Origin of the sequence: Mesorhizobium sp. C264A, from assembly GCF_040324515.1 — a bacterium.
Taxonomy (GTDB): domain Bacteria; phylum Pseudomonadota; class Alphaproteobacteria; order Rhizobiales; family Rhizobiaceae; genus Mesorhizobium.
On sequence record NZ_JAMYVY010000001.1, the window covers coordinates 1,339,479 to 1,353,394 of the forward strand.

General features: G+C 62.4%; 9 protein-coding genes and 1 pseudogene. 7 read left to right on the forward strand and 3 right to left on the reverse strand.

The annotated features are described in order from the left end of the window. Positions 1-37: 37 nt before the first annotated feature. On the reverse strand, positions 38-1,165 hold the full coding sequence (locus NKL04_RS06495) for an S-(hydroxymethyl)glutathione dehydrogenase/class III alcohol dehydrogenase (RefSeq protein ID WP_023701199.1): 1,128 nt from the start codon (positions 1,163-1,165) through the stop codon (positions 38-40). Positions 1,166-1,402: 237 nt separating this feature from the next. Here NKL04_RS06495 and NKL04_RS06500 point away from each other — a divergent pair, with 237 nt between their 5' ends. The 4 genes from NKL04_RS06500 (at position 1,403) to NKL04_RS06515 (ending at position 8,723) form a co-directional block, all read left to right on the forward strand. After that, positions 1,403-3,415: an acetyl-CoA carboxylase biotin carboxylase subunit gene (locus NKL04_RS06500; protein ID WP_023701198.1), complete on the forward strand. Its 2,013-nt coding sequence runs from the start codon at positions 1,403-1,405 to the stop codon at positions 3,413-3,415. A gap of 261 nt (positions 3,416-3,676) precedes the next feature. Next, complete coding sequence (gene dnaE / locus NKL04_RS06505; protein ID WP_023701197.1) at positions 3,677-7,204, forward strand: DNA polymerase III subunit alpha; 3,528 nt, start codon at positions 3,677-3,679, stop codon at positions 7,202-7,204. 169 nt (positions 7,205-7,373) lie between these two features. Continuing rightward, positions 7,374-7,772, forward strand: a complete 399-nt coding sequence (locus NKL04_RS06510) for a nuclear transport factor 2 family protein (RefSeq protein WP_023701196.1) — start codon at positions 7,374-7,376, stop codon at positions 7,770-7,772. Positions 7,773-7,919: 147 nt separating this feature from the next. Then, complete coding sequence (locus NKL04_RS06515; RefSeq protein WP_023701195.1) at positions 7,920-8,723, forward strand: potassium channel family protein; 804 nt, start codon at positions 7,920-7,922, stop codon at positions 8,721-8,723. A 7-nt stretch (positions 8,724-8,730) separates the two neighbouring features. Here the strand turns inward: NKL04_RS06515 and NKL04_RS06520 are convergent, their stop codons facing one another. Then, entirely contained in the window at positions 8,731-9,612 is an 882-nt protein-coding gene (locus NKL04_RS06520) for a DMT family transporter (protein WP_023701194.1), read from the reverse strand. A gap of 182 nt (positions 9,613-9,794) precedes the next feature. Between NKL04_RS06520 and NKL04_RS06525 the strand changes: the two genes are divergently transcribed. Further along, positions 9,795-10,301: a hypothetical protein gene (locus tag NKL04_RS06525; protein ID WP_023701193.1), complete on the forward strand. Its 507-nt coding sequence runs from the start codon at positions 9,795-9,797 to the stop codon at positions 10,299-10,301. Positions 10,302-10,307: 6 nt separating this feature from the next. Here NKL04_RS06525 and NKL04_RS06530 read toward each other — a convergent pair whose 3' ends face one another. Then, on the reverse strand, positions 10,308-11,636 hold the full coding sequence (locus tag NKL04_RS06530; RefSeq protein WP_023701192.1) for a DNA polymerase IV: 1,329 nt from the start codon (positions 11,634-11,636) through the stop codon (positions 10,308-10,310). Between the two features lie 67 nt (positions 11,637-11,703). Here NKL04_RS06530 and NKL04_RS06535 point away from each other — a divergent pair. Together NKL04_RS06535 and NKL04_RS06540 are read left to right on the forward strand one after the other, a co-directional pair. Beyond that, positions 11,704-12,278 (forward strand): annotated as a pseudogene (locus tag NKL04_RS06535) (GNAT family N-acetyltransferase). Between the two features lie 98 nt (positions 12,279-12,376). Then, positions 12,377-13,906 (forward strand): hypothetical protein, encoded by a 1,530-nt coding sequence (locus NKL04_RS06540; RefSeq protein WP_023701191.1) that lies wholly within the window; start codon positions 12,377-12,379, stop codon positions 13,904-13,906. Positions 13,907-13,916 lie beyond the last annotated feature (10 nt).

Sequence of the window (13,916 nt, forward strand, 5' to 3'; positions counted from 1 at the left end):
TACAGTCGCTGGCCCTTCGGTCGGCGGCTTCTTCTCCTCAATAAACGACGACGCTCCTGATCGACTTGCCCTCATGCATGAGGTCGAAGCCCTTGTTGATGTCTTCCAGCTTCAGCAAATGGGTGATCATCGGGTCGATCTGGATCTTGCCGTCCATGTACCAGTCGACGATTTTTGGCACGTCAGTGCGGCCGCGTGCGCCGCCAAAGGCGGTGCCCATCCAGGTGCGGCCGGTGACCAGCTGGAATGGCCTGGTCGAAATCTCCTGGCCGGCGCCCGCAACGCCGATGACGACCGACTTGCCCCAGCCGCGATGCGAGGCTTCCAGCGCCTGGCGCATCACCTTGGTGTTGCCAGTGCAGTCGAATGTGTAGTCGGCGCCGCCGATCTGGTCGGCGCCACGCTTGGTCATGTTGACGAGGTGAGGGACGATGTCGCCGTCGATCTCCTTCGGATTGACGAAATGCGTCATGCCGAAGCGCTCACCCCATTCCTTCTTGTCGTTGTTGAGATCGACGCCGATGATCATGTCGGCGCCGGCAAGCTTCAGGCCCTGGATGACGTTGAGACCGATGCCACCGAGGCCGAACACAACGGCGGTTGCGCCTTGCTCGACCTTGGCCGTGTTGATGACAGCGCCAATGCCGGTGGTGACGCCGCAGCCGATGTAACAGATCTTGTCGAAGGGGGCGCCGGGATTGACCTTGGCGAGCGCGATCTCGGGCAAAACGGTGAAATTGGAGAAGGTCGAGCAGCCCATATAGTGGAAGATCTTGTCCTTGCCGATCGAGAAGCGCGAGGAGCCATCGGGCATCAAGCCTTGGCCCTGCGTGGCGCGGATGGCGGTGCACAAATTGGTCTTGCGCGACAGGCAGGATGGGCACTGCCGGCATTCCGGCGTGTAGAGCGGGATGACGTGGTCGCCCTTCTTGACCGAGGTGACGCCCTTGCCGACATCGACGACAACGCCAGCGCCTTCATGGCCGAGGATTGCCGGAAACAGGCCTTCGGGATCGGCGCCCGACAGGGTGAACTCGTCGGTGTGGCAGATGCCGGTCGCCTTGATCTCGACCAGCACCTCGCCTTCGCGCGGTCCGTCGAGGTCGACCTCCATGATTTCCAACGGCTTTCCGGCGGCGACAGCGACAGCGGCGCGGGTTTTCATTAGGCAATTCCTCCCAAGGCGATTGGTCTTCAGGCTTTCAGGGTTTTTATACTGTTTCAACCCGATTTGGCGACCAAATATGGCGCAAATCTTGGCCCAGTCGTCGGCGAGCCCAACCTTCGCCCCTCGGCACGGGCCTGGCGGGCAGGGAGTGTCTTGATGGGTGCGCTGCCGGCGGTGCTTGAGCCCGGCTGCCGAAGCCCATAAGAAGGACGAAAGACCGAGGAAACGCCTTCGATGTTCACGAAAATCCTGATCGCCAATCGCGGCGAGATTGCTTGCCGCGTCATCAAGACGGCGCGCAGGATGGGGATTGCCACCGTAGCGGTCTATTCCGACGCCGATCGCGACGCCGTGCACGTCGAAATGGCCGACGAAGCCGTGCATATCGGGCCATCGCCTGCCGCGCAAAGCTATCTCCTGCCTGAGAAGATCATTGCTGCCTGCAAGGAGACGGGCGTGCAGGCCGTGCATCCCGGCTACGGATTTCTGTCGGAGCGGGCCGCTTTCTGCGAAGCGCTTGAGGCTGAGGGCATTGTCTTCATCGGTCCGAAACCCAAGGCGATCAAGGCGATGGGCGACAAGATCGAATCGAAGAAGTTCGCCAATGCCGCAGAAGTGTCGACGGTACCGGGCTGGCTTGGTGTCATCGAAAATGCCGACCATGCGGAAAAGATCGCCGGCGAGATCGGTTATCCCGTGATGATCAAGGCCTCGGCCGGCGGCGGCGGTAAAGGCATGCGCATTGCCTGGAGCCAGTCGGAAGTGCGCGACGGCTTCGACCGGGCGCGCTCGGAGGCGAAAAGCTCGTTCGGCGACGACCGCGTCTTCATCGAAAAGTTCGTCGTCGATCCGCGTCATATCGAAATCCAGGTGCTGGCCGACGCGCATGGCACCGCCCTCTATCTCGGCGAGCGCGAATGCTCGATCCAGCGCCGGAACCAGAAGGTTGCGGAAGAGGCGCCGTCGCCATTCCTCGATGCCAGGACGCGCAAGGCCATGGGCGAGCAGGCCGTGGCGCTGGCCAAGGCGGTCGATTACCAGAGCGCCGGCACCGTCGAGTTCATCGTCGATGCTGAAAAGAACTTCTATTTCCTTGAAATGAATACACGATTGCAGGTCGAGCATCCGGTGACGGAGCTTGTTACCGGCATCGACCTGGTCGAGCAGATGATCCGTGTCGCCGCCGGCGAGAAGCTGGCGATCGAGCAGAGCGACGTCAAGCTGAACGGCTGGGCGGTGGAAAGCCGGCTCTATGCCGAGGATCCCTATCGCAATTTCCTGCCCTCGATCGGCCGGTTGACGCGCTACCGGCCGCCGGAGGAGGGCACGTTCGGCGATGTCGTCATCCGCAACGACACCGGCGTCACCGAAGGCTCCGAGATTCCGATGTTCTATGATCCGATGGTGGCAAAACTCTGCACCTGGGCGCCCACGCGTATCGAGGCCATCGATGCCATGTCGGAAGCGCTGGACAGTTTCGTCGTCGACGGCATCGAGCACAACATCCCGTTCCTGGCGGCGCTGATGCAGCATCCGCGCTGGCGCGAGGGGCGGATATCGACGGGCTTCATCGCCGAGGAATATCCTGACGGCTTCGCGCCGATCGTGCCCAATGGCGATGAAAAGGCAGTGCTGGCGGCGATCGCCACCGCGGTCGAGCTTCTGCGCCGCGATCGGCTTGACCGGCTGGGCGGGCGGCTGGCGCCGCATTCGGGCGCACTCAAGCGCGATTGGGTGGTGAAGCTCGGCGACGACTATCTCCAGGCTTCGATCATCGAGGGCATGATCTCCATTCCGATGGAAATCGATCTGTCGGTCGATGGCGGCAAAGCGCTGACCGTGGCGTCCGACTGGCGGCCGGGCGACCTCATCTGGCGCGGCACTGTCGGTGCCCGCAAGGTCACGGCGCAGATCAGGCCGCTGCCGAACGGCCTGCGCATCGCCTGGAAGGGCATGTCGGTGACGGCGCGCGCCATGCTGCCGCGAACGGCTGAACTGGAAAGGCTGATGCCGGAAAAGGTGGCGCCGGACACGTCCAAGATGCTGCTTTGCCCGATGCCGGGCCTGGTCGTGTCGATCGCGGTTGCCGAGGGGCAGGAGGTCAAGGCCGGCGAGACGCTGGCCGTGGTCGAGGCGATGAAGATGGAAAACGTGTTGCGCGCCGACCGCGATCTTGTCGTGTCGAAGCTCAACGCCAAGCCGGGTGACAGCCTGGCTGTGGATGCGGTGATCATGGAGTTCGCCTAGAGATTGTTTGGAAATTCTACTCCGGCGGCCATCTGAAGGCGGTTTCTGCGCTTCCCGTGCTCACGGACCAAATGTCCGCTGCGCTCCGGTTCTCGAAACCACCATCATATGACTCGCCAGAGCGAATTTCGAACAATCTCTGAGCCGTGCGGCTGGGTACGGAAGCCTGTGGTCGGTGGTCATTTGTGCTGGACTGGCATCGCCCGGTCCGGGACAATACATCTCCATCGACTCAAAGCCCTTCGAGCAATTTGAAACATCATGGCTGATGACAAACTTCCACGCGATCCCCTGAGGCGCGAAGCAGCGCTCGCTGCTGCGCGCCCGGAGGCGCCGGCGCGGCCGTTCATCCATCTGCGCGTGCATTCGGCGTATTCGCTGCTCGAGGGCGCCTTGCAGGTCGCCGCCGTTGTCGGTCATGCCGTCAAGGACGAGTGCCCGGCAATCGCCGTCACCGACACAAACAATCTGTTCGGCGCGCTTGAGTTCGCCCAGAAGGCGGTGAAGGAAGGCATCCAGCCGATTATCGGCTGCCAGATCGATCTCGCCTTTTCCGGCGAGACCAGTGACGCACAGCGCGACCGCCGCCGCCACGGGCCGGAGATGAACGCCGTGGTGCTGCTCGCCGCCACCGAGGTTGGCTATAGCAACCTCGTCAGGCTGGTCAGCCAGGTCTATCTGGAGACGCCGCCGGGCGAGCCCGTGCATCTGACGTCGGCAATGCTGGAAGGCCGTAGCGATGGCCTGATCTGCCTCAGCGGCGGCCCGCGCGGCCCGATCGGCCGGGCGCTGAAGGAGGATCGCCGAGATCTTGCCGAGACGCGGCTTCTGGCACTCAAGGCGCTGTTCCGCGACCGGCTCTATGTCGAACTGGATCGCGTTTCCGGTTATGACCGCGCCATCGAGAAATCATCGGTCGACCTTGCCTATGTCCATGATCTGCCGCTGGTCGCCACCAATGAGGCGTTCTTCGCCGCCCGCGACGACTATGAAGCGCATGACGCGCTGATCGCGATTGCCGAAGGTTCGGTGGTCGCCGCCGACAACCGCCGCAGGCTGACATCGGACAATTTCCTGCGCAGCCAGGCGGATATGGCGCGGCTGTTCGCCGACCTGCCGGAAGCGATAGACAACACCGTCGAGATCGCGCTGCGCTGTTCCTACTATCCCAAGACCCGCAATCCGATCCTGCCACGCTTTACCGGCGGCGATGTCGCCGACAATGAGGTGGCGCTGAAGGCCGAGGCCGATGAACTGCGCCGGCAGGCCCATGAAGGTCTCGACGCCCGGCTGGCGGCGCATGGACCCACCGCCGGCTACACGGTCGAACAATACCGCGAGCGGCTCGATTTCGAGCTCTCCATCATTGAGAAGATGAAGTTTCCCGGCTACTTCCTCATCGTTGCCGACTTCATCAAATGGGCAAAGGCGCAAGGCATTCCGGTCGGGCCGGGCCGCGGTTCTGGCGCGGGGTCGCTGGTCGCTTATTCCACCACCATCACCGATATCGATCCGCTGCGCTTCTCGCTGCTGTTCGAGCGCTTCCTCAATCCCGACCGCGTGTCGATGCCCGACTTCGACATCGACTTCTGCCAGGACCGGCGCGAAGAGGTCATCCGCTACGTCCAGCAGAAATATGGCCGCGACCAGGTGGGACAAATCATCACCTTCGGTACGCTGCAGGCGCGCGCGGTGCTGCGCGACGTCGGCCGCGTGCTGCAAATGCCTTACGGCCAAGTCGACAAGCTCTCCAAAATGGTGCCGCAAAACCCGGCCAATCCGGTCAAGCTGGCGGATGCCATCGCCAACGAGCCGCGCTTTGCCGAGGAGGCCGAGAAGGAGCCAATCGTGCAGACGCTGCTCGATATGGCGCAAAAGCTGGAAGGGCTCTACCGCCACGCTTCGACGCACGCCGCCGGCATCGTCATCGGCGACCGGCCCTTGTCGGAACTGGTGCCGATGTACCGCGATCCGCGCTCCGACATGCCGGTCACCCAGTTCAACATGAAATATGTCGAGCAGGCCGGGCTGGTAAAATTCGACTTCCTCGGCCTGAAGACGCTGACGGTGCTGGAGACGGCGGTGAAGCTGATCCGCCGGCGCGGCATCGAGATCGACCTGGCGACGATCCCGCTCGACGATCCTGAAACCTACGCCATGCTGTCGCGCGGCGAAGTGGTCGGTGTGTTCCAGGTGGAAAGTGCCGGCATGCGCAAGGCGCTGATCGGCATGCGGCCCGACTGCATCGAGGACATCATCGCGCTGGTGGCGCTCTACCGTCCCGGCCCGATGGAGAACATCCCGACCTACAACGCCAGAAAGCATGGCGAAGAGGAGATGGCATCGATCCATCCCAAGATCGACCATCTGGTGAAGGAGACGCAAGGCGTCATCGTCTACCAGGAACAGGTGATGCAGATCGCGCAGGAACTGTCGGGCTATTCGCTCGGCGAAGCCGATCTGCTGCGTCGCGCGATGGGCAAGAAGATCCGCGCCGAAATGGACAAGCAGCGCGAGCGCTTCGTCACCGGTGCGGTCGAACGCGGCGTCGGCAAGCCGCAGGCCGACTTCATCTTCGACCTTCTGGCCAAGTTCGCCGACTACGGCTTCAACAAATCGCACGCGGCCGCCTACGCCGTCGTGTCCTACCAGACCGCCTATCTCAAGGCGCATTACCCCGTCGAGTTCCTGGCGGCGTCGATGACGCTCGACATGGGCAATACCGACAAACTCGCCGATTTCCGCCAGGATGCGCTGCGTCTCGGCATCGAGGTGGTGGCGCCGTCGGCGATGACCAGCTTCCGCAATTTCGAGGTCGGCGAGAACCGCATCTATTATTCGCTGGCGGCCCTCAAGGGCGTCGGCGACGCTGCGGTCGAGCACATCGTCGCCATGCGCGGCGAAAAGCCGTTCAAGAATCTCGCCGATTTCTGTGAAAGGGTCGATCCCAAGATCGTCGGCAAGCGCGTCTTCGAAAGCCTGATCATGGCCGGCGCGCTCGACTGCTTCGGCCACGACCGCGCCCAGATGATGGCCGGCGTCGAACGGATGATGGGGCTGGCTTCGCTGGCGCAGCAGAATGCCATTTCGGGCCAGCACGACATTTTCGGCGCGTCGCTCGGCGCGCAGCAGCAGGCGCTCAATTTGCCGCAGACCGATCCGTGGCTTGCCGCCGACCGGCTGCACCGTGAATTCCAGGTCGTCGGCTTCTATCTTTCGGCGCATCCGCTCGACGAGTACAAGGCGGCCCTGCAGAAGATGCGCGTGCAAAACTGGGGCGAGTTCTCGGCTGCGGTCAAACGCGGTGCCGCCGCGGGCCGGCTCGCCGGCACCGTCACCACCAAGCAGGAGCGCAAGACCCGAACCGGCAACAAGATGGGCGTCATCGCCTTTTCCGACACATCTGGCCAATATGAAGCCGTGCTGTTTTCGGAAGGGTTGGCGCAGTATCGCGATCTGCTCGAGCCCGGACGTTCGGTGGTGATCACCGTTTCGGCCGAGGATAGGCCCGAAGGGGTCAATCTGCGCATCCAGACGGTGCAGTCGCTGGAGGATGAGGCCAGCCGCATCCAGAAGGCGCTGCGCATCTTCGTGCGCGATGCGGCTCCGATCGGCATGCTGGCCGGCCAACTGGCGGTGAAGGGCGAAGGCCAGGTCAGCTTCGTGCTGATCAAGGAGGCCGGCCAAGGCGAGATCGAGATCGAATTGCCCAACCGCTACCGCATCTCGCCGCAAATCGCGTCGGCCATGCGCGCGGTGCCGGGGGTGGTCGAGGTCGAGCTCGTCTAGGCTGCGCTGATATACACGGCAGTCGCATCGACGTCGGCCAGTGCATGACGGCCTAAAGATGCTCTGGGCCTGACATTGCAGCCGATAGGGCCAGCGTGCGGGGCGTGGTTGAACTGACCTTCCTTTGAACCACATGCGTTGAGCAGAAACTTCACAGGAACGCACAATCATGCCCAGCCGCGAACGCGTCGAAGCCTTCCTCAAGGAGGTGGTCGAAGGCTGCCACGTCAAGGCGATCGCCGACTTCTACCATGACGATGCCACCATGCAGGAAAATCTCGGCGTCCCGCGGCGCGGCAAGGAAACACTGATGGCGCATGAGCAGGCAGCACTCGACCGGATCGAGAAGATGCACACCCATCCTGTCCAGACATTCCTGGTCGATGGCGACAATGTCGCCATACGCTGGACCTTCGACCGTGTCGACAAGGTCGGCACCGTGCGCCGGCTGGAAGAGGTGGCCCTGCAGCGCTGGCATGGTGACCGGATTGCGGAGGAGCGGTTCGTCTACGACACCGCCTCGGCCTGGCGCCTCGTGGGGCCGGATGGCAAGGTGGTGGAGGGGTGACGATCACCGGGTCAGGTCATGATGAGATTTGGTTGAAATCTCATCATGATCTAACCCTTTGTTGGAGCATGATCTTTTCCAAAACCGGCACCCACTTTTTGGGATCATGCTCTAGACGGCCCCGGCTGGGACCGTTACGCACTTGTGATGAAGGCAGCCGAGAAGGACGGATTGCAGCAAAACTCAGCGATGGCGCGGCTGCGTGACAGGCTGCGCAAGCTCTATCACGGGCGCACGCCGGCGGCGTTCCGGTTTCAACTGGCGGCGGTCATCATCGACCTCGCCATCATCGCCTTCTTCGTTGCCACGCCGGTGCTCCAGGACAAGCCGTCATTCCTGTGGCTCGACTATACCGTCGCCGCATTGGTCGCCGCCGACCTGATTGCCCGGCTGTTAGCCTCCAACGACATGTTGCGGCTGATGAAACAGCCGACATCCTGGGTCGATGTCTTCATCCTTTTGACGCTGCTGATGCCGACGGCGCTGGCAAATCTGGCGTTCCTGCGCATCCTGCGGCTGTGGTCGCTGTCGCGCAGCGGGTCGCTGTGGCGGCATTTCGAAATGCGTGGCTTGAGGCCCTGGCGCGAGGCGAGCCACGCGGTCATCAACCTGTTGACGTTCCTGTTCGTCATCACCGGCTTCGTCTACACCTTCTTCTTCCGCACCGGCGCCGGCCTCGAAAACTACATTGATGCGCTGTATTTCACCGTTGCCACGGTGACGACCACCGGTTTCGGCGACATCGTGCTGCCGGGGATCGCCGGCAAGCTGACCGCGATCGCCACCATGATCATCGGCATCTCGCTGTTCGTCAGACTGGCGACGGCGATTTTTCGACCCGCCAAGGTGTTCTTTCCCTGTCCGCAATGCGGACTGCAACGGCATGAGCCGGACGCCGTGCACTGCAAGGCCTGCGGGCATCTTCTCAACATACCGGATGAGGGGAATTGACCGACCGCTACGAGGCCGCGACCTCGGCCGGCTTTGGCGCCTTGCGCTGCAGGTTGAGCAGGTTGCCCATCAGGATCAGCAGGGCGCCGCCGGCTGTAAAGATGTCGATCTGCTCGCTGTAGAGCAGCCAGCCGATCAGCGCCGACAGCGGCACGCGCAGGAAATCCATCGGTGAAATCACCGTAGCGTCGGCATAGGTGAGGGCACGCGCCATGCAGAAATGCGACGACATGCCGGTGAAGGCAATCAGCAGGATCCATGGCCAGAGTTCGAGCGGTGGGTTGCGCCATTCATAAAGCGCCGGGATCAGGCCGACCACCGACTGGATGATCAGCATCCAGAAGATGATGCGCACGACGCTGTCCGTGCGGGTCAGCGACTTGACCAACACCACCGATACGCCAAAGCACACGGCCGCGCCGAGAACGACGAGGTGACCCGGATCCATGGAGCCGACGCCGGGGCGAACGATGACCACCACGCCGATCAGGCCAAGCACGACCGCCGCAATTTTCGGGCGGGAGAGCCTTTCGCCAAGAAAGGTCACCGCCAGGATCGCGGTCCAGATCGGTGTGGTGAATTCGATCGATATGAGCACCGCAAGCGGGATCAGCGTCAGCGCATAGAGCCATGCCGCCTGGCCCGTATAGTGGATGACATTGCGAGCGATATGGGCCAACGGGCGCTGCGTGAGCATTGCGGCGAATCCGCCGCTCATCATCACCAGCGGCAACAGGATGAAGAAGCCGATTACCGAGCGCAGTTCCAGCACCTGGAAGACGTTGAGCTCGGCGGTGGTTGCGCGGCCGGCGACTGACATCGCCAGAAACGAGGCGATCGACAGCGCCATCCAGAACGCGGCTTTGGGGATCGATGGGGAAGGTGCCATAGGCGCTATGTCGCAAGCCGGGACTTCTATCGCAACCGTTAGGCGACGCATTCGACTGGGCCAGACCGTTGCAAAACAGCCATGCTGGAAGTGGAACCTGACGCAACGGCAGGCGTTGGTTCCCGGTATTGGCCAATTGCTGGACGCATCGTTTCTTCAACATCAACGGGGGAAAGGTTCCGATGAAATCATTCGCGCGGTTTCTGCTAGCCGGCTGCCTGCTAACTGCAAGCGCCGCGGCCCATGCCGACGAGGCGAATTTTCTCAGCTCCTTGCAAGGGAATTTCTCCGGCAAGGGGACAGTCAAGGTCACCACCGACGCACCGACGATGAATGTGTCCTGCACCTTCAATTCAGACGCGACCTCGAGCTCATTGTCGCTTGACGGCAATTGCCGTGGTCTTGTCGTGGTGACGCGCGCCATCAGCGCCAATCTGAAGGCCCGCGGGGCGACGTATACAGGCGTCTATGTCGGGTCGCGCACCGGGCCGGCACAGCTCGCCGGCAGCCGCTCCGGCAACGCGATCAGTCTCGGCATTCGCTGGGCGGCGGAGGTCAATGGTGATCGCAAGGCGCGGTTGACGGTCGAGAAAACCAGCGGCGACGGAATGCGATTGACCGTTACCGACGTCGATCCGAAAACCGGCAAGAACGTGGTGACGAGCCGCATCGATCTCAAGCGTATCTAAGCCGTCTCACTCCTCGATCGGCTCCGGCGGGTTGGCGTTGCGGCCTTTACCGAAGGTGTAGCCGGTTTCCACCGCCTTCTTGCCGAACTTGTCGCGCAGCGTATCGATGGCGCTTTCGGCCATGGCGCGCTTGCGCGAGCCGACGTCGACGAGATCGGGCGGATCGGCCTTCTCGTCATCCGAGAGATCGCTGACACCGATGCCAAGCAGCCGGTACTTTGTCCCGTCCGCCTCCTTGCGCAACAGCTCGAGCCCGGTCTGGAAAATGCGGTCGGCCAGCCGGGTCGGGTCGCCGAGCTGGCGGTTGCGGGTACGCAGCTTGAAATCCTGCGTCTTCAGCTTCAGCACCACCGTGCGCCCGGCAATGCCTGACTTCTTCAGCCGCGCCGAGACCTTTTCCGACAATCCCCTCAACACTGGAACCAGTTCGCCCATTTCAGCTATGTCGGTGTCGAAAGTGGTTTCGGCCGACACACTTTTCGCATCCTGGTGGGGATCGACACGGCGGTCGTCCTGGCCGCGCGAGAGATGGTAGAGCCGGGTGCCCATCACGCCATAGCGGCGCATAAGATCGGCGCGCTCCATGCGCTGCAACTGGGCGATGCTGCGGATGCCGTCGCGTTCGAGCGTTGCGGCAAAAGCCTTGCCGACGCCCCAGATCAGCGTCACTGGCTGTTCGGCCAGGAAACCCAGCGCCTCGGCTTCGCCGATCACCGAAAAGCCTCGCGGCTTGCGGAAATCGGAGGCAACCTTGGCCAGGAACTTGCAGTAGGAAAGGCCGGCCGAAACGGTGATGCCGATTTCCTTTTCGACGGTCTGCGCAAAGCGCGCCAGCACCACCGCCGGAGGCATGCCGTGCAGGCGCTCGGTGCCGGCGAGGTCGAGAAACGCCTCATCGATGGAGAGCGGTTCGACCAGCGGCGTGAGCGCCTGCATCAAGGCGCGGACATCGCGGCCGACGCGGACGTATTTCTCCGTATTGGGCGGGATGACGACCGCTTCCGGACAGGCTTCGAGCGCCTTGAACATCGGCATTGCCGAGCGCACCCCCTGGATGCGGGCGATGTAGCAGGCGGTGGAAACGACGCCGCGCTTGCCGCCGCCGATGATCAGCGGCTTGTCCTTCAGCGCCGGATTGTCGCGCTTTTCGATCGCCGCATAGAAGGCGTCGCAATCGATATGCGCCAGATGCAGCTGGTAGAGCTCGGGATGGCGGGTGAGTCGAGGGCTGCCGCAACGCTCACAGCGCCTGGTATCGCTGCGCTGAAAGGTCAGGCAGTCGCGGCAAAAACCGTGCTCGGGATTGTTGACAGGGGCCGCCATCGCTGCGAACATAAAGAGAACAGATGCAATGGTACGTCAGGACGGAAGCCGCCACAAGCGGTTAGCCGGGAGATAACTCATGAGCACGACCATAGCGCCGCTGGCGCCCGACCTGTGGGCGGATTTCGAGGATCTTTTCGGCAAGCAGGGCGCCTGTTACGGGTGCTGGTGCACGCATTTCCGGATGGCGCCGGCGGTCCGGCGGGCCAGCGACAAACAGCGCAACAAGGATCATATCAAGGCGCGCATCGAGGCAGGGCCGCCGCCGGGGCTTTTGGCTTTCGAGGACGGCATAGCGGTCGGCTGGATGCAGATCGGCCCGCGCGCCGACGTGCCCGAATGGAACAATCGGGGCAGGGGCTCGGCGCCGGTCGATCCGACCGACGCCGTAGATCCCGGCGTCTGGGCCATCTCCTGCTTCTTCATCCGCGCCAGCGCGCGCGGCCGGGGCGTCAGCCACCGCCTGGTCGAGGGCGGCATCGCTTTTGCCCGCCAGAACAAGGCGCGGCTGGTCGAGCGTGTCCGATCGACGTGTCGCGCGATTCGCGTTCGATCGGGCTGTTCGTCGGCTCGTCGCGTGTGTTCGAAAAGGCCGGCTTCGAGCGGCTTGTCGAACGCAAGGCCGGACGGCCGCTGATGCGGCTGGTGTTGTAGGCGGCAGCAATCCATAGGTCTTGTCTTGCGGCTGTGATGGTATTTTCCTACCAGTGGTAGAAGCGGTTTTGACGACTGCAATAAAGTGGAGGATCGATATGAAGCGCGTTTTGCCATTCGCTTTGCTTCTAGCCTGCAGTGCGCCGGCGCTTGGGCAGACGGTCGACAGCGAGGGCGCCAAGCAGCTTACCGACAATCTGGCGCGCTATTTCAGCAAGAAGCCGTTCGAGATCGGATTTCTGAAGGTCTCGGTCGAAGGCGACGCCTACAAGCTCGCATTCGATTTCAAGCCCGTCGTGGAACTCTTGGCAAAACAGGATGGCCTGAAGCTCGATCTCACCCCTTATACGCTGTTGACCAAACCACGCAGCGATGGCGCGTGGGATGTCTCAGGCAATCTGGCGCCGGAAGGGTCGATGGAGTTCAACGGCCCTCAGGGGCCGCAAAGCATGAAGATGTCTATCAAGGGCGGGAAGTTCGTTGGTGTCTTCCATCCCGAGTTGGCGGCTTTCAGCAGCGCCACGTCGTCACTTGAAGGCATGAATATGACGTCGCAGGACGCCAGGCAGCGCACGGAGATGAGTTCTGGTGCTGGAACCGCCACAATGAGCGCTACCAAGGGCGCAAATGGCGGTGTCGATTTTAGCATGGTTCAGACGATTGCCGATTTTGCAGAGGTCATCACGATCGACAACCCCAACAGCGGGCAGAAAATCCCGCTGACGGTCAAGTCGCCCGAATTTTCGGTCGACGCGAAAGGCAAGGGGCTGCGCACGAAGCCTATTCTGGACCTGTTGGCTTTCGCCGTGGCCAATGAGGACGAGGCGAAACTGAAAGCCAATCAGGCGGAGCTCAAGTCGCATCTTCTGACCGCGCTGCCGATATGGGAGCGGATTGATGGGGCTTACAGTCTCAAGGATTTCAGCGTCGGCAGCCCGATCGGCAGTTTCGGCGCAGCAACACTCGGCATCGCCTTCGGCATGGACGGTGTCTTGCGCAACGGAACGATCAGCTACGGGATCAAAGCGTCTGGGCTCTCGATACCGCAAAATCTTGTTCCAGCCTGGAGCGTCGCGCTGTTGCCCACCGACATCGACCTCAATTTCGGTGGGGCCAACATCGATCTCGATACAATGGCCAAGAAGGCTATCGAGGCCTTCGATCTCAACAACAACCCGCCGCTTTCGGCGGATTTCGGCGACGGCGTGAAGAAAGATTTTCTGGCGAACGGCCCCAAGATCCTCATCGGCCACAGCACGGTCAAGGGCGGCGGTGCCGAAGTCGGGCTGGAGGGCGATATGACGTTTCCCGATGGCGAGAAGCCCGATGCCAACGTGAGGATCGACGTGACCGGCTACGACAAGATCGTGGCAAGCCTGCAGGAGGCGGCGAAGACCGACCCGCAGGCCTCACAGGCTTTTACCGGCGCCTTGGCCATCAAGGGATTTGCCAAGACGCTGCCGGATGGCCGTATCGAATGGGTGATCAACGCCAGGCACGATGGGTCGGTGACGGTCAACGGCGCCATGCTGAAGGGGCCGGATCCGGTCGTGGAAGACAACACCGATCAGGATGCGATCCCTGGCGAGGGCAACAATGGCGGAGCAGGGGCGAAGCTGCAGCCTTGATCGCCAAGCT